Here is a 16,748-nt window from a genome sequence, read left to right as displayed (position 1 = left end):
CGACATACCTCGGAAGGCTTAGATAGACTAAGCCAACACTTATCCGCTTGTGGATTGGGGTCGCCTCTATAAAGCCCCAGCCTCAACCGTGAAGTTACTGACACGAATTCTGAAAGCCTTATTCATATAACTTAACTTTAACAAGATTAACGACTTCTCTCAACTGTGTGGTATTTTTCTTGAGGAAGTAAATATCTTCAGAAATTAAGTCAGGCGCTTGCTAAGCTAGCAAACGCGAGAAAACCTGAGTATTTTTACTTAAAAATGCTAAGTTTTGGTTAAAAACACAAATAAGCGGCAAAATCAAGTATTTTCCCCGTCTAATGTTCTAGACGTGACTGGGGAGAAAAACTGATTGGTAGTCGCGTTTACAGCCAGTGGGGATCGCAGGTGCTAACTTGAGTGATGTAATAACAAGTTTTAGAGTAAGCACATACGCAATCATGGCTCAAATTCTTGATCCCGTACCACCAGATAACCAAAATCACATCTTATGCTGCTATGTGAATGCGACTAGTCATATTCAAATTGCCCGAATCTCGAATATTCCCAACTGGTATTTTGAGCGTGTGGTTTTTCCAGGGCAACGCTTAGTGTTTGAAGCCATGGCCCAATCGCTGTTGGAAATTCATACAGGCATGATGGCAAGCGCAATCCTCTCAGATACCATACCGTGCGATCGCTTATGTGTAGAGGAAAGTGGTAGTTCGGATTCAAGGGCTGAGTCACTCCCAAAGTCAGCAACCGAGGCTAATGTCACTACACCCAGTGTAGGAAAAGTTAGCAGCAAAAGTCGATTGACCACAGAATCTTTAACCTTGGCTACCCTTGGCTAGCCCATTTTCATCATTTCTTCACATAAAGAGCCTAGTTGAGGTTGTCACGTTTTGGCAGCCTCTTGTTTTTATGATGGAGGTGACAGCTCTCTAGTATTTTTGGAAATTAAAGAGTGAATCTGCCTTCTTTTATCTGGCTATGGAAGATAGCCGCTTGGTCAATGGGCTTGTCGCTCTTGGCTTACTTGATTCTGGCTGTTACTGGAATTAACCTCTTCTCTAGACGAAACAATGAGCATCCACAACCCAATTGGCTGCGTACAGCCCATTACACCACGGGTTGGGTGATGGTAGCTCTAGTCTTGCTTCTTCTTGCGATCGGTGTTGTCGGTACCCTTGGGCATTTTGGTAGTTTGGGGCACTCTGGACACTTGATTGCTGGCTGCTCTGTTGTCGTTTTAGTATTACTTTCAGCCGCTAGTTCTACCCAAATCAGTCCGAGTCAGCCTTGGGCGCGTGCTGTTCATGTCGGGACAAATATAGTACTGCTTGTAGGGTTTACTTGGGTTTCACTTACAGGTTGGCAGGTTGTGCAGAAGTACTTACCCTGACACCATTGGTATCTATCCTGAAAGCCTTATAGCTCTGGAAGATAAGAAATATTTCTTTCATTAGAAAGAGCGAAATTAGCAGAGTCTTAGGGACAATAATTGAGTAAGCTTGAGTTAAAATTGCGAGGCAAACACTTAATTAGCATTCATTACCAGAACAAAAGCTAAAAATGCTTGTAGAGTAGTTCTGAGTAATTTTTGAAAGTAACGAACGCGAAATTCTTGGCCTTAACTAGAGTATGAGCAAATTTCTTGGAATAATTCTTACAGTAGTTGGAGTTGCCGCTCTGGTGGGAGCAGCGATTGGCTGGCGCTTTCCCTTCATCGGTCAGAGTCGCAGTTCAAATCAGGTAGAAACGGTTCAAGATGCTCCGACTGCTGGACAACCTGCAACCCGCACACGAGTACAACCAGCGAACCAGCCAACGCGAGTACAACCAGCTAATCAGCCAACGACAACAGCGCAAGCGCAAAACAACCAAAGAACTGTCCAAGCTCCTGCCCAGACAACTGTCCCAACAATTGACCCAGAGGGAACGGCAGGAACTGGTACAGGGCAAACCAATCCCAGTGAACCCATTCGTGCCCTGTGGTAAACTATGCCTCTTGAGTTGTTAGTTTCTAGGTTTGAGATAGTAACTAACAAGGATACGGACGTGTAAGCAAGCACGTCTAATTTTTTTCAAATGAACGCAGCAAGTGACATTCTCATCATCGGTGGTGGCGTTATTGGTTTGGCGATCGCACTCGAACTGAAGCTGCGGGGCGCAACGGTAACTGTCGTTAGTCGCGACTTTAAGCAAGCCTCTACTCTAGCTGCGGCGGGGATGCTGGCACCTCAGGCAGAAGAACTGTCCGAAGGCCCAATGTTGGACTTATGCCTGTGGTCACGTTCTTTGTATCCTGAATGGATTCGTAAACTTGAGCAACTGACAGGTGTTGCAACGGGTTATTGGCCTTGCGGAATTTTGGCTCCAGTGTATGAGGCAAGGGGTAAGGGACAAGAGGCAACAGGCGATCTGCGCTACGCAGCAGCGCTTCGCGATCGCATAGACGTTGCCGACTGGCTAGATAGAGATTCAATTAATTTGTATCAGCCCGGATTAGGTGCAGAAGTCGTTGGCGGTTGGTGGTATCCCGAAGATGCTCAAGTCGATAACCGGGCACTGGCGAAAGCGTTACGGCTTGCGGCGCAGGAATTAGGTGTCGATATCCGAGAAGGGGTTGAAGTCGAGGCATTTGAGCAACACAATCGGCAAGTTCGTGGTGTTAGAACCTCAGCAGGGGAATTGCAAGCCGATCATTATGTTCTAGCAACAGGGGCTTGGTTAAACGACTTATTGCCCGTGCCAGTACGGCCAAAAAAAGGTCAGATGTTGTCTTTACAAGCACCTGAAGGCAATAATCAGCCTTTACCCCTACAACGAGTACTCTATGGTTCTGACATTTATCTAGTACCACGTCGAGATGGGCGAATCCTAATCGGTGCAACCAATGAAGATGTTGGTTGGATACCTCACAACACTCCTGCTGGGATTCACACCCTGCTAGGGGAAGCGATTCGACTTTATCCAAAATTGCAAGATTGGGAAATTCAGGAATGTTGGTGGGGCTTTCGACCTGCAACACCTGATGAATTACCCATCATTGGCAGTAGTTCCTTAGAGAACCTTACTCTGGCAACGGGTCACTATCGCAATGGCATCCTCCTCGCACCCGTGACAGCATTATTGCTTGCCGACTTGATTAGTGAGCAAAAGTCTGACCCAATCCTTGCTCATTTTCGCTACGACAGGTTTTACACTAAATCTGCCCCAGCTAAGACTAGTCCGATGATTTTTTCAAGCCACTCTAACCTAACTCCGGTGCCAAACTCTAATTCCTCCTCACTGGTTGCCTCTCCAGCGGCAACTCTTACTGAACACTACCCAACTGACCAGTTAACGATTGCTGGTCGTACCTTTCGCTCTCGCTTGATGACGGGTACAGGCAAGTATGGCAGCCTTGAGCAGATGCAGCAAAGTATTGCCGCAAGCGGTAGTGAGATTGTTACGGTGGCAGTACGTCGGGTACAAACCAAAGCACCAGGACATGAAGGGTTAGCAGAGGCACTGGATTGGACAAAAGTGTGGATGCTACCCAATACCGCAGGCTGTAAAACCGCAGAGGAAGCGGTGCGTGTAGCGCGGTTAGGTCGCGAAATGGCGAAGTTATTAGGGCAAGAGGACAATAACTTTGTCAAGTTGGAAGTGATTCCTGATGCCAAGTATTTGTTACCCGACCCCATTGGCACCCTAGAAGCAGCAGAGCAATTGGTGAAAGAAGGTTTTGCCGTGTTGCCTTATATTAATGCTGACCCCATGCTCGCTAAGCGATTGGAAGAGGTTGGCTGTGTCACAGTTATGCCTTTGGGTTCACCGATTGGTTCGGGACAAGGGATAAAGAATGCGGCGAATATCCAAATCATTATTGAAGAGGCAGGTGTACCAGTGGTGGTGGATGCTGGAATTGGTACGCCAAGTGAGGCGGCGTATTCGATGGAGTTGGGTGCAGATGCTTTATTAATTAATAGTGCGATCGCATTGGCTCAAAACCCAGTCGCGATGGGTAGGGCAATGGGTATGGCAACGGAAGCAGGACGCCTTGCTTATTTGGCAGGTCGCATTCCGGTAAAAACCTATGCCAGCGCCAGTTCTCCGCTTAGTGGCACGATTAACTAAGGTGACAGGTTTTAGATGTTAGGTGGTAGGGGTTTACAGGTATGCCTTGCTCTTCCAGAATTCCCCAAAACCCTAATCTTTCCAAGGAAAGCGCCATAGCTTTTCTCTACAACCTACCACCTACGACCTAACACCTTGACACAGGGCTAGGTGCGCTAAGCCTGATGTTTGGCTGATAATTCAGGGTTGAACATCACCTCAAACTTAGCATTAGGCATTAGGCGACGAATAACCTGTAGATGACCGTCTGCATCGGAACGAGAGCGGTATTGGGCTACAGTGATTTGTTGTAGGTTGGGCAGCAAGCGAACAAGTACCCAAGGGTGAAGGCGTTCTTTGTAAGGCATAATTAACTTGTCTCCATTGCAATTGGAGCCAGAGCCAGTGCTAAAAGGTTGGTAGCCGGGAGGCACTGGCTTTCTGACCTGGTAAAACCATGACTTTATATTAGGCTCATAGCTTAATTAAGTCAAGTTGGTTAAGCTAATTTGGGGATAAGACAAGAATGGCTAGTTTGGGAGAAAAGCTCAAACAACGACGAGAATCGCTGAATGTAACGCAGCGGCAAATTGCTAATGAATTGGACGTGACTGTGACGACTGTGCAAAATTGGGAAGCTGGCAGACATATCCCAAAGCTAACTCCAACACAGATGAAAGCATTGTGCGATCTTCTGCATTTCACACTAGAGGATTTGGCAGACTGAGCGATACATGAAACCACTAGTCTAAGCGAGAAGATGCGATCGCCTGTTGAAGTTGTACAGGAAAGTGATCGCATAGTAATACCGATCCGGGTCAGCTACCCCCTTTTTGGGCAACCCATAAAACTTTGTAGAGACGTTCCGGCGGAACGTCTCTACGACTAGAACTTCAGCTTAGTTCAACGGATTGAGCTAGTGAAATGATAAATCAGTGACTATTCATCTTCTCTTTTGGTTGAAGCCATAAACCTTAATAGTTCATTGGTTTATTTTTGTGAGTTCAACATTTCTTCAAAAAGTTGCAATTTCTTCCTTTGTAATCTCAAAATATCTTGTACAGAGGCTACAAACCACATAACAACTGGCTCAATTCTACATTCTCTAGATTGAGCAATACATTATTATGAGTCAAACCGTCTGAAACGAGCTGCGATCGCACTAAATAATTCCTTTCGATTATAGGGTTTAGTTAAATAATCATCTGCGCCTAATTCCATTCCTAACCGCATATCTTCTTTAGATACTTTTGCACTCAGAAAAATGAAAGGAGTCTTTGCTGTATGGGGATTAGCACGTATAGCCGTTATCACGTTATAACCCGTTACGCCTGCCATTGTGACATCACAAATAACAAGATCGGGTTTTTCTTTCAAAGCTATTTCTAGTCCTAATCTCCCACCAGAAGCAACAAGAACTTCATACTCTTCTGAGAGCAGTTCTTCCAGATTCTCTCTGATATCTGCTTCGTCTTCAATCACTAAGATTTTTCTTTTAATTTGGTTCATAAACTCAATAAAATTTCTAGCACCCTCTGGAGAAAACGTTTAAATCTATTTCACACAGAGTAGACTTACTTTGAACTACAGTTTCAATTTTAATCGTTGACAAAAAGAGTGTTTTGCACCTCTTGTCATTATTTAATCAGGCTAAGCAACAAACCGTCCTCAGGGATTTTACTGGCATACGAAATAGATTACACTCAAGTTTCATCCTCATAACGGCTTCAGATCAACTCCTCCCCAAAGCGTTCCGACAACTCCTCACGGGATAGTTGAAGAAGTAAACGAGTGCGCTCTCTTACTGGAAGCTGCATGATCCTAGCAACAATTTGGGATAACTCCTCATCAAGAGTTCCGAAGCGCTCTTCAAGCAGATTTTCCACCATAATGCGTTGTCCTTCTAAAGTACCTTCCTGTCTACCTTCTTGAAAAGTATCATTTCGCCAACGGAGATAAGCTGGTGATAAGTTCATAATTAACTCCCTATCCTCATCACTTAAATTTTCGCTCCCTTCCACATTGATGCGCCAGTTAGCCAAAAGTTCTAAGATGTTGCGCCGTAATGGATGCTCTTTTGGTAGTGCTACCAATTCATCAACGGCTTGCTTTTGAACAGCGCCTCGTCCCAGAAGCCGCAGCCAGAGAGTTTGTTCCGTTGCTGGTAGCTGGTTAATTGCCACTAGCGCCGTCCTTTGCAACTCAGGCAGAAAGTAAACGCCTTCACTCCAGTTCCCCGAACTATCAAGTTTTGCCCCAAATCCATTCAACAGCGTTGCAGAACAAGAAGGCGACAGAATCCATAAACGCGGCAACTCACCCTCAGATAAAGAGTTTTTCTCCCGTCGGGCTTTACGCAGTAGTTCACCGTGCAGAGAATACAATTTGAGCAAGCAGTTGCGTACCTCTACTGCACTAGAGGGATTCCGAAAAGGCTCTAATAAACAAGACGCTGAAGCCATCTGCCCAAGCAAACCCAAAACTTGAGATTCTGTATGGAGTAAGGTTGCTGGCACAAACCAGATATCCACTTGCCGGACTTCACTGGCTACTTCACGGCTAATTTCTACTCTACCCAGAGGTGCTAGTAACTCCTCTAGATATTGCTTAGCAAATTGATCGTGAGGCTGTCGCGTCATCTAGTTTTCCCGCCGCCACCAAGCGCGTACCAGTCGAATATCTTCGTAACTATAACTTTTTCCCAAGTGTTCGCGTAGGCTTTTGAGCGACTCAGCACCGACAGTTTGAATGGCTTGGATGATCGGCTGTTGCAATTCTGGGGACACCAGTCGGTTTAAATCGACTGGCTGCTTCATCTCAAGTAGTTCACCGAGATGATTGATGATTGTGCTAGGGCTATAGCCACGTTGTTGAGCAATTTCTTCAATGCTCATACCCTGTTGGTGGAATTGCAGCGTCACCATATGGGTACTGGAAGGGAGGGCGACTGGTGGTTTCTGTTCCTGGCAAAAGGCGCGAATTTCTGAAACAAATTTGTCACCGTACTGAGTGAGTTTATGTGTACCCACACCAGAAATTTCAGCAAAATCCTCCAAGGTTTGGGGTTGTTGCTGTGCCATCAGCTTGAGGCTGGAATCGGCAAAGACGACATAAGGCGGAACGGATTGGGCATCAGCTAGCTGTTTACGCAACTTTCGCAGTCGTTCAAAAAGAATTTCTACTTCAGCACCTCTAGGATTAATGTCGGCTAACGCTTTCGCTACGGGTGTCTCTGTGACAGCAATATGAACCAAACGCTGGCTTCGCAGGATTTCCCAACTGAGTTTGTTGAGCTTCAGGATACGGTAGCCATCAGTTGTTTCGTCTACTAACCCTTGATGTAAAAGCGATCGCCCTAACATTTTCCACGCTTCTACACTTCTATCTTTGCCAATCCCATAGGTAGAAAGCAAGTGATGCCCATTCTGCTCGATCTTCTGCTTCCTGGAACCCCGTAGCACATCAATAATATGAGTCATCCCAAACCGTTCCCGACAACGCGCCACACAGGAAAGAAATTTTTGCGCCTCAATTGTCCAGTCTTCTACAGGTTTAGGAGAACGACAGTTATCACAGTTACCGCAATCCCCTGGAAACCGTTCGCCAAAGTAGCGTAGCTGAATCGTGCGGCGACAGTCTGTTCCTTCTGCATAGTCAAGTACCTGACGCAGTTGTTGACGGGCGACTCGTTGCTCTTTCGGATCGGGTTTTTGATCAATGAGATAGTCAATCGTGCGGATATCGCCAGCACCGAAGAATAGGGTACAGTCGGCTGGTTCTCCATCACGCCCCGCTCGTCCTGATTCCTGATAATAACTCTCCAGGTTGCGGGGTAAGTCGTAGTGGATGACGAAGCGTACATCGAGTTTATTGATACCCATACCAAAGGCAACCGTCGCTACCATTACCTGAACATCATCCCGGATGAAGCTAGTTTGGTTGGCTAGTCTCGCTTCATCAGTCATTCCTGCATGGTAGGACAGAGTAGGAATGCCATCTTGCTGTAGTCGGAAGGCAATTTCATCGACTTTGCGACGGCTGAGGCAGTAGATAATGCCTGAACCTTTATGAGAGCGGATTTTCTTTAAGAGTTGGTTGTAGCTTTGTCGCTCTTTGGGTTGTACTTCATAGTAAAGGTTCGGGCGATTGAAGCTAGCAATGTGAATTCCCGGTTGCCGAAGCGCCAGTTGTTCGATGATGTCATGACGCACGCGGCCGGTTGCAGTAGCTGTGAGGGCGAGAAGAGGAATATCTGGGTAACGTTGGCGCAGTTGCTTCATCTGCCGATATTCTGGGCGAAAGTCATGTCCCCACTCGGATACACAGTGCGCTTCATCAATGGCAAAGGCGGAAATCCCAATTTGCGATCGCACTTTCTCTAGAAATGGCAGAAATTTCTCTCCCAGTAAGCGTTCTGGCGCGACATAGAGTAACTTAATCTTGCCGTTGAGTATGTCTGCTTCACGCGATCGCACCGCTTCCCAGTTCAGACTACTATTAAGAAACGTTGCACCAATTCCGTTATCTTGCAACGCCGCCACTTGGTCTTGCATCAAAGCAATCAGCGGTGATACTACTACCGTTAAGCCAGGTTTTAGTAATGCTGGTAGTTGAAAACACAGAGACTTCCCTCCACCTGTGGGCATAATAACCAGCAAGTCTCGTTGGGCAAGTGCTTCTTCAACAATCTGTCGCTGCCCTAGACGGAAGGTATCATAACCAAAGAAATGTTTGAGTGCTTCCTCCAGAGAGTCAAACTGTGGCATAGTTAATAGTTTTTGCGCTGATGATGGAATCATTTTAGAACCCACATTTTGCCACTTCAATTAATTGGTGAGAATACTGCCTCACCGTCTATAGCTCCAAAGCCGTCAGCTATCAGCTATCAGCTTTTTTGTTTTCCTTTGTCTCTCTAGTTTTCACATACCTCTTGCTGTACCTCATCTCTCCCTGAAACCGCTATATCTTCAATAAGTTTTTATTCAGTGCTTGGGGACACAGCAAAATTGCCTAACTCTCCTTCAATTAGCAGGAAGGTTAGAAGCACTAGGTATTAATCCTAGTTGCATCAAACACTAGGTTTTCGCTGTAAAACTCATTGCCATCGTCAACCGAATAAAGTCAGCAATAGCTCAGTTTAGATTCACTTAGAAGTTGCATTAAACTACTTGAAATTGGGATTTCTTAAAACCCGTTATTTTTGCACAGCTTTTTGCCATCGTCAAGAGATTAGCTTATAGCATTGCGTTTTCTTATAGAAGTAGTTAGATTTCTTATATTTTTTTACACGGATAGTTTATTTCTGTGATTCAAGTGGGTATGCTAATATCTCAGTTTCCGCATCAGGGAATCTACGGAAAAAGTTTATCAGTTCCTTATAAATAAGCTATAAGCTTTTGCACAAGTATCTATAAATCCGATTGACCAAGGTGTCTACCTTCTGATGAAATTTTCAACCCAACAGTTGGGGGGCTATGAGCTGCTCTTCACTGTGCTACTGTCTGCTTTCTTTGCCAATGGAGTGTTGCCGCTTGCTGCCGCTGAAATCAAAAATACAGCTTCGGCATCAGGCGATAATCTTCCAACTGTTAATTCCAACGAAACTACCCTAACCGCTGGTCAAGCGATTCTAGAATTAATCAAAACCGCAGATCGTGCAGCGGCTGAACCTGGTGACACGGTGGTTTACCGCCTCGCCCTGAAAAATACCGGAGAAGGTTCAGCAGCTAACATTTCCGTAACAGACACACTGCCACTGGGATTGCAGTTTTTACCAGAGTCACTACAAGGCTCCCTCACCACCAGTTCTGGCACCACACCAGTCAACTTACCTCCGGCTGTAACATCAAACCGGACAGTAACCTTTACCTATCCGAGTCTGGCTCCTGAAGAGACGTTGAACATCGTTTATGCCGCTGTTGTGACACCAGACGCGATTCGGGGTGATGGCAGAAATGTTGCACAAGAAAGTCGCAGTAACATCGCCAGCTATCAGCTACGGATTGAACAAGGAATTCTATCTGATTGCGGCACCTTAGTAGGACGAGTTTTTGTTGATAAGAACTTTGACGGACAACAGCAGCCAGGAGAGCCTGGAATCCCCAATGCTGTGATCTACATGGATGATGGCAATCGCATCACCACCGATCCGAATGGCTTGTTCTCCTTAGCAAACGTCATCTCTGGTCATCGTACCGGGACATTGGATTTGAGCAGTTTGCCGGGATACAGTCTAGCTCCCAACCTCTATTTCATTGAAGGCAATAGTCAATCGCGCTTAGTGCGGCTCGAACCAGGAGGAATGGCTCGAATGAATTTTGCTGTGACGCCAGCCTATGGACAGGAGGAGCGGTGAACAATTCTCAAAAAAGGGTGAAAGGCAGTACTAGTTATCGACTGTTGGTCGTGGCTAGTAAGACAAAGGAGAAGTGGCTTTCCTCCGTCACGCTTGGTTTACTGACAACCGTGTTGGGGATGGTAGGAATTCTCCCAACCGCGAAAGCTGAAGAACTACCGGAATTATTGAATCCAGAATTGAGTAACGAGGAATCATCCTTTCAGGTGGGGCTTGAATCGCCATCCAAAAGGCATTCTGAACTCCTGAATTCCTCAATTCTGAACTCCTTTCAACAGCGCTTAGAATCTAATCTCTCAACTGTAACGACTGACGTAGATGGAACTAAGGAAACAAAGGAGACTGCCACCCCCTTAACTGTTCCCAAAAGTCAAGGCGTAGAGGAAGCAGGATTGTCTACCGATTTGGTGCAAGTTCCAGATACTCCACCTCCTCTTGATACGGTTCCTAACTTAGAAGAGGCAGACTCGACGGAACCGCAACCAGTGCTAGCTAACCCAAGTCCTGATAATGCCGAGGGACTGCCTGATACTTCAGCCGAAACAGTATCTCAGAACGACGCTCCACTTGCTGAGCCAACTCCTACCTTAGCGCCTAATGAGGTACGCATCATCACTCCTCAACCTGGTGCCACCTCATCACGCTCGACGAATCTGGTTGTTCAGTACAACGCAGATGCCCAAATCCAAGTCAATGTCAACGAAGAACCCATCGACCCCTCGATAATCACCCAGCAGGAGCGGGATGAGGTTCAAAACATCATTACCCAAGTTTGGTACAACATCCCTTTGGAAGAGGGAGAAAATACACTGACGGTTCAAGCAGGGGACGGGACACCTAGTAGCGTTCAGTTAACGGTTGAAGAGAAAACCGTTCAAATCGAAGTTGCTCCAGTTGGCGACCCCCGTGTACCTGCTGATGGTCGCTCGACTATCAGTTTGCAAGGGCGAATTACAGATGAGAATGGTCAACTCATCACTGAGGACACTGTTGTTACCCTGACGGCAAGTGCTGGTGAGTTTGTTGGTGCTGATGAGGATAAAGACCAACTGGGATTCCAGGTTACGGCAAGGGAAGGGCTATTTACTGCCGAGTTGCAATCAGGTTTGGAAGCTCAGAAAGTCCGGATACGAGCGGCTGTGGAAGATTTGAAGCAGGGCATAGAGGATGTTCGCCAATCTTTAATCCCGATCGCATCACCCTTTGAGGCTTATACCCAAATCGAGTTTGTTACCAATCTCCGACCCTCACTGGTTTCTGGTGTTGTCAACTTACGGATTGGTGCTTCTGGGACTGACTTTTGGGGAAGCCGACGCGATTTTCTTAACCCAGACCTGATTGATGAGGGGACTGAGGTTGATTTAGATGGGGCTGTTTTTGCGACAGGTCGGATTGGGGAATGGTTATTTACAGGTGCCTATAATAGCGATCGCCCTCTCAATGAAACTTGTGATGGTATCACCCGCTTATTCCGGGGTCCCCAATCTTGTGAGCAACAATACCCAGTTTATGGGGATAGTTCCACCGTTGATTACCTGACTCCTTCCACCGATAGCGTATACCTACGCTTCGAGCGCACGTCTCCTGTGTTTGGAGCAGAACCAGACTACGTGATGTGGGGAGACTACAACACCCAAGAATTTACCCGAAATTCCCAGCTATTTACAGCAACAACTAGGCAACTGCACGGTTTCAAAGGGAATTACAACTTAGGTAATCTTCAAATTACTGCCCTCTACAGCCCAGATATTGACGGGTTCCAGCGAGACACGATTGCTCCTAACGGCACCAGTGGCTATTACTTCCTCTCCAGACGGTTGCTCATAGAAGGTAGCGAGACGATTTTCCTTGAAAAGGAAGAAATTAATCGTCCTGGAACCGTAGTTGAGCGCATACCGCTCTATCGTGGGACGGATTACGAAATTGATTATGACCGAGGCACCATTTTGTTCAGGCGTCCGGTTCTGGCAACAGAAACCGTTTTCTTTGATGCCGATACAGGCGGCGTAACTGAGGGAGCAACCTTGCTAGTGCAGCGGGTTGTTGTCACCTACCAATATGACAACGCTGGTGGAGATGATACGAATCTCTATGCAGGGCGGTTGCAATACAACTTCTCTCAAGACTTTGACACTGAAAGCTGGCTTGCTGCTACTTACCTACGAGAAGATCAGGGCGATCGCGATTTTGAGCTATATGGAGCCGACTTCTTAGTGTCCTTGGGTACTAGTAGTCGGTTAATTGGTGAATATGCCCACTCTAGTAACAACTCCCTCTTCCTGGGTAATGTTACGGGTTCAGCGTATCGCTTAGAAGCGTTGGTGAATATTTTGCCAAGTCTTACAGGTCGAGCGTATTATCGCTCTGTCGAAGAAGGCTTTGTGAATAATGCAACGACGAGCTTTACACCCGGACAGACACGATATGGGGCGGCACTCTCCTATCAACTCGGTTCTACCACAAGCTTAGTCGCTGGGTATGACTACGAAGAAAACTTTGGCATTGCCCCAGAAGTCCGCACCGACTTTTTTGACCTATTTAACCCCGGTGTTGAAGCAGCACCCGGTGAACCTGTCAATAATTCTCTAACCACCATCCGTGCTGGTATCCAACAAGAAATTGGGGAAGCTACTCTCGGTGTTGATTATGTCAATCGCTCCCGTGACGATCGCATTGGTGATGTTTTTGATAGTGATGCCAGCCAAATCGTTTCCTACCTAGGTCTTCCCTTAACTGAATATCTTACCTTTCGTGCCCAGAACGAACTCAACCTGGGGGATAGCGACCCCCTTTACCCCGATCGCACAACGTTTGGACTGGATTGGGATGCCTATCCCGGCGTTACGGTACGACTGGCACATCAGTTCTTTGATGGAGGATTGCTCGGTAGTGACTCACTCACCAGCCTTGACACCATCCTGGAACACCGCTTAGGTGAAAACACTGATATTACGGGTCGATACTCGATTATTAGCGGTTTTAATGGCGTTACGGGTCAAGGGGCTGTCGGGTTAAATCATCGTTGGGTTGTCTCCCCTGGATTGAGGGTAAACCTGGGTTACGAACACACGTTCAGCAATACTAATATCGCCACAGCCGCAGGAGAACGCTTTGCTCAACCTTATGCCGTTGGTCAAACGGCTGCCTCTCTAGCACTTCTCGGTGGTGATGTCTATAGGGTTGGGGTTGAATACAGCGATAACCCTGGCTTTCAAGCCTCGGCTAACTTTGAGCATCGTACTGGTTCGGGCAACAATAACACCGTTGTCTCCCTCGCCGCAGCAGGTAAACTGACCCCAGCTTTAACGATTCTTGGACGTTATGAGCAGGCAAACTTTGCCAACCAGCTATTAGAGGGACTGGGAGATACGGCAACACTCCGCTTGGGGCTAGCATACCGTAACCCAAATAGCGATCGCTGGAACGCCCTACTGCGCTACGAGTACCGAAGAAATCCCTCAACAATTCCTGAAGCCTTGTTAATTGACAGTGGTACTGACTCCACCGAACACCTATTTGCCGCTGAAGCTATCTATGCCCCCAATTGGCGCTGGGAGTTTTACGGCAAAGGAGCAATGCGGATTAGTACGACCGATTTAGCCGATAATTTCGAGAATTCTTCCAACGTTTTCCTCTCCCAACTACGGGCATCGTATCGCTTAGGGTATCGGATGGATTTAGCGGTTGAGGGACGCTGGATTGGACAGTCCTCACCCACGTACAACGAATTTGGGGTGGCTGTGGAAACGGGCTATTACCTAACGCCAGATTTACGCCTCGCCGTTGGCTATAGCTTTGGTAGTGTCGATGACCGAGATTTTAGTGGCTATCGTTCCGAAGGTGGGCCCTACTTCGGTTTGACCTTTAAGGTTAATGAACTCTTTGGTGGGTTTGGGCGGCAAAGAGTAACACCACCTCAAGAGCAGGAATCGCGTGTGGAACCTGTTGCTAGTGAATCCCCCGCCACGCCTAGTGCCGTCAATCCTACAAGCCTCGGTCAAGGGAGTGAAAGAGAGAGTCAGTAAAAGAGAGGGGAATAGCCTCAAGGGATGGTTCCTGCAATTTTCCCCTTACCTCCTCTTTTTTTTTCTTCAGCGAATCGTTACTGGTGGAACGCAAGCCGTTTAAACTTTCAATGAATCACACAGGTACAAAACTAGAGACTGGGGATGCTCTCAAGAGTAGACAAACGAGAGTAGACCTTTTGCACACATATAGAAGTCCCCTTATCGTCTTTTTCCTCCTTAGCCTCTTCGCCTTTCCTACAAAAGCTACGGCTCAAGCGACTAATCAGGTTGTCGTTGTCAACAGTAATCAGGATGGAGCGATTCAACCAGATGAGGCATTAACTTTACGAGAGGCAATTGAGATTGTCAATGGTCAGCTAAGTATTGAGCAACTAAGCGAAGCTGAAAGAGCGCAGGTTGAACCCTCACAAGCTAATACACCCTCACGGATTGAGTTTAATTTACCGCCTGAACAAACGACCATCCGCCTCCAGGAAATGTTACCAAGCCTGGAAAGTCCGGGATTAGTCGTCGATGGTACCACGCAACCTGGCTATGACGCGACCGGCTCAGCCACGGCTGAAATTGCGATTCCGATACCTGTAGTCGCCATTACGCCAGCGCCTGACCAACAGATTTTACGGGGTTTAACGATTGTTGGCGATCGCATTACAGTTCGCGGTTTAAGTGTGTATGGGTTTAAGGAACTGCGTGAGGCGACACTCAGCACACCACCTGCCAATATTTTCATCGCTCACCGTTCCCCTCCACCAAACATCTCACGACAGCGACCGCCAAATGATAATGCGCCGTTCTCCCCAGATGATACTCCCCCTAGGGGTGTTGTAATTGAGGACAACTGGTTAGGTATTCCGCCGGATGAATCAATGCCAGAGCAGCCATCGGCGTTTGGTGTGTCAGTCTTTAACGCTGAAGGGACGACAATTCGACGCAATCGCATCAGTAACCACGAAGGCAGTGGCATTATTACCTCCGTTCAGGCAAACAATTTGCTGGTGACTGAAAACATCATTGTTGGCAATGGCATTGCTGGAATGCCTGATGCGATTCGCCTAGAAGGAGTCATCAATGACTCACAGATTACGGGAAATTTAATTTGTGGCAACGATGGCAGTGGAGTGTATCTATTTAAGCCTGAAGGGTCAACTCAAATTCGGGATAACCAAATCACATTTAATGGTAGACGCCTCCGTAGGGCGGCTGTTTACTTGATGGGAGATAATCACCAAGTCACTGGCAACCAAATCCGTAATCAATCGGGGCCAGGTGTTGTGATTGCGGCTTATCCCAAAAGTGATGGCAACGTGATTGAGGCGAATCGCTTTGCAGGGCTTGAAGGGCTAAGCATTGATCTCAACACGCAGCAGAACGTTGAGCCAATTCATTTTCAACGTGGGGATGGCCCCAATCCTCTACGCAATTCACCCAATCGACGCAAGGAAACCGGGAATTCAGCAATCAATGCCCCCGAATTTTTGAGTTCTGAGTTTTATGTTCTAAACTTTCAGGTCGAACTTTTGGGTAAGGCTGACCCAGGTTCAATTGTTGAACTCTATCGAGTCAGTGAAAATACGGAGATTAGCCATGGGCCATTAAGTGAGCCGATCGCAACAGTTACCACTGATGCAGCAGGGGAGTTTCGCGCTAGTCTCAATAATTTACAACCTGGGGATACGGTGAGTGCGATCGCAACTCATCCCCAATACGGCACATCTGAACCCGCGCTCAATGCCTTAGTTCAGTCTCCAACAGCTACTGTCACCCCCAATTCAGACGCACCAACCCCAGTGACACCCCAATGCACAACTCGCCCCGCACCTCCTGCCCCCCCGCAAGCACAAACGCCAGAAGAACCCCCAATACCCATAACACTTCGGGTGCCAAGAATTATCCACTTTGCGCTCGACCAAGCGACGATTAGCCCTGCCAGCGCTGCTGTTCTTGACCAAATTGCCGACGTACTGCGTACCTATCCCTTCCTCACCCTTGAGATCGAGGGACATACTGACCCTCGTGCAACGAATGCCTACAACCAAGAATTAGGAAACCGTAGAGCCTTAGCTGCGCGAAACTACCTCTTAAACCAAGGAATTGCACCAGAACGAATGACGATTCGCTCCTTTGGGGAAACACAGCGTCGCACAACAGGGGCTGAGATCTTAGATTATGCACGCGATCGCAGAGCCGAGTTCATCTTCCAAGACACCAGAGGCTTAGAAATCATCTTTGAAGAGCAAGAAACAGACCTGCAACCAGAATCCAGGGGAGGCACTAGGTAA

At 47.2% G+C, this 16,748-nt stretch carries 12 protein-coding genes and 1 pseudogene; 9 read left to right on the top strand and 4 right to left on the bottom strand.

The annotated features are described in order from the left end of the window. Nucleotides 1–443: 443 nt before the first annotated feature. The 5 genes and pseudogenes from H6F98_RS14560 to H6F98_RS34605 all read left to right on the top strand — a co-directional run bounded on the left by H6F98_RS14560 (nucleotide 444) and on the right by H6F98_RS34605 (nucleotide 4,107). Nucleotides 444–836 (top strand): DUF1830 domain-containing protein, encoded by a 393-nt coding sequence (locus tag H6F98_RS14560; RefSeq protein WP_192219424.1) that lies wholly within the window; start codon nucleotides 444–446, stop codon nucleotides 834–836. Nucleotides 837–949: 113 nt separating this feature from the next. Further along, nucleotides 950–1,387, top strand: coding sequence for a DUF4079 domain-containing protein (locus tag H6F98_RS14555; protein ID WP_192219423.1), 438 nt, complete (start codon nucleotides 950–952; stop codon nucleotides 1,385–1,387). Between the two features lie 239 nt (nucleotides 1,388–1,626). Then, nucleotides 1,627–1,983 carry a hypothetical protein gene (locus H6F98_RS14550; protein WP_192219422.1) on the top strand — a complete coding sequence of 119 codons (357 nt, stop codon included), beginning with the start codon at nucleotides 1,627–1,629 and terminating at the stop codon, nucleotides 1,981–1,983. Between the two features lie 90 nt (nucleotides 1,984–2,073). Then, nucleotides 2,074–3,084: pseudogene (gene thiO, locus H6F98_RS34610) on the top strand (glycine oxidase ThiO); the annotation flags it as partial. A gap of 192 nt (nucleotides 3,085–3,276) precedes the next feature. Further along, nucleotides 3,277–4,107 (top strand): thiazole synthase, encoded by an 831-nt coding sequence (locus H6F98_RS34605; RefSeq protein ID WP_396812011.1) that lies wholly within the window; start codon nucleotides 3,277–3,279, stop codon nucleotides 4,105–4,107. Nucleotides 4,108–4,262: 155 nt separating this feature from the next. On the opposite strand, the gene H6F98_RS14540 is transcribed toward H6F98_RS34605, so the two are convergent. Continuing rightward, the gene (locus tag H6F98_RS14540; RefSeq protein WP_313929876.1) at nucleotides 4,263–4,520 is read right to left on the bottom strand and encodes a hypothetical protein; all 258 of its coding nucleotides are present in this window, start codon (nucleotides 4,518–4,520) and stop codon (nucleotides 4,263–4,265) included. Between the two features lie 92 nt (nucleotides 4,521–4,612). Between H6F98_RS14540 and H6F98_RS14535 the strand changes: the two genes are divergently transcribed. After that, nucleotides 4,613–4,813 (top strand): helix-turn-helix transcriptional regulator, encoded by a 201-nt coding sequence (locus tag H6F98_RS14535; RefSeq protein WP_192219419.1) that lies wholly within the window; start codon nucleotides 4,613–4,615, stop codon nucleotides 4,811–4,813. 398 nt (nucleotides 4,814–5,211) lie between these two features. Here the strand turns inward: H6F98_RS14535 and H6F98_RS14530 are convergent, their stop codons facing one another. The 3 genes from H6F98_RS14530 to recQ form a co-directional block, all read right to left on the bottom strand. Next, nucleotides 5,212–5,595, bottom strand: coding sequence for a response regulator transcription factor (locus H6F98_RS14530; RefSeq protein ID WP_192219418.1), 384 nt, complete (start codon nucleotides 5,593–5,595; stop codon nucleotides 5,212–5,214). A gap of 218 nt (nucleotides 5,596–5,813) precedes the next feature. Further along, nucleotides 5,814–6,725 carry a hypothetical protein gene (locus H6F98_RS14525; RefSeq protein WP_192219417.1) on the bottom strand — a complete coding sequence of 304 codons (912 nt, stop codon included), beginning with the start codon at nucleotides 6,723–6,725 and terminating at the stop codon, nucleotides 5,814–5,816. Then, nucleotides 6,726–8,852 carry a DNA helicase RecQ gene (gene recQ / locus H6F98_RS14520; protein WP_192219416.1) on the bottom strand — a complete coding sequence of 709 codons (2,127 nt, stop codon included), beginning with the start codon at nucleotides 8,850–8,852 and terminating at the stop codon, nucleotides 6,726–6,728. Nucleotides 8,853–9,529: 677 nt separating this feature from the next. On the opposite strand from recQ, the gene H6F98_RS14515 reads away from it, so the two are divergent. From H6F98_RS14515 to H6F98_RS14505, 3 genes are all read left to right on the top strand, one after another. After that, complete coding sequence (locus tag H6F98_RS14515) at nucleotides 9,530–10,441, top strand: DUF11 domain-containing protein (RefSeq protein WP_192219415.1); 912 nt, start codon at nucleotides 9,530–9,532, stop codon at nucleotides 10,439–10,441. After that, the gene (locus H6F98_RS14510; RefSeq protein ID WP_192219414.1) at nucleotides 10,438–14,466 is read left to right on the top strand and encodes a hypothetical protein; all 4,029 of its coding nucleotides are present in this window, start codon (nucleotides 10,438–10,440) and stop codon (nucleotides 14,464–14,466) included. Before H6F98_RS14515 ends, H6F98_RS14510 begins: the two co-directional genes overlap by 4 nt. Nucleotides 14,467–14,576: 110 nt before the next feature. After that, nucleotides 14,577–16,748, top strand: coding sequence for an OmpA family protein (locus H6F98_RS14505; RefSeq protein ID WP_192219413.1), 2,172 nt, complete (start codon nucleotides 14,577–14,579; stop codon nucleotides 16,746–16,748).

The sequence above is a fragment of the Microcoleus sp. FACHB-SPT15 genome (assembly GCF_014849525.1).
Classification (GTDB): Bacteria; Cyanobacteriota; Cyanobacteriia; order Cyanobacteriales; family Coleofasciculaceae; genus Symplocastrum; species Symplocastrum torsivum.
The sequence above is the reverse complement of the archived record's forward strand: the minus strand, read 5'-3'. Positions and strand labels throughout refer to the sequence as shown.

Excerpts from the sequence above, each read along its gene's own strand:
- H6F98_RS14505 (WP_192219413.1), top strand. The coding sequence starts at position 14,577 with ATGAATCACACAGGTACAAAACTAGAGACTGGGGATGCTCTCAAGAGT.
- H6F98_RS14560 (WP_192219424.1), top strand. The coding sequence starts at position 444 with ATGGCTCAAATTCTTGATCCCGTACCACCAGATAACCAAAATCACATC.
- H6F98_RS14550 (WP_192219422.1), top strand. The coding sequence starts at position 1,627 with ATGAGCAAATTTCTTGGAATAATTCTTACAGTAGTTGGAGTTGCCGCT.
- recQ (WP_192219416.1), bottom strand. The coding sequence starts at position 8,852 with ATGCCACAGTTTGACTCTCTGGAGGAAGCACTCAAACATTTCTTTGGT.
- H6F98_RS14525 (WP_192219417.1), bottom strand. The coding sequence starts at position 6,725 with ATGACGCGACAGCCTCACGATCAATTTGCTAAGCAATATCTAGAGGAG.
- H6F98_RS14530 (WP_192219418.1), bottom strand. The coding sequence starts at position 5,595 with ATGAACCAAATTAAAAGAAAAATCTTAGTGATTGAAGACGAAGCAGAT.
- H6F98_RS14515 (WP_192219415.1), top strand. The coding sequence starts at position 9,530 with ATGAAATTTTCAACCCAACAGTTGGGGGGCTATGAGCTGCTCTTCACT.
- H6F98_RS14535 (WP_192219419.1), top strand. The coding sequence starts at position 4,613 with ATGGCTAGTTTGGGAGAAAAGCTCAAACAACGACGAGAATCGCTGAAT.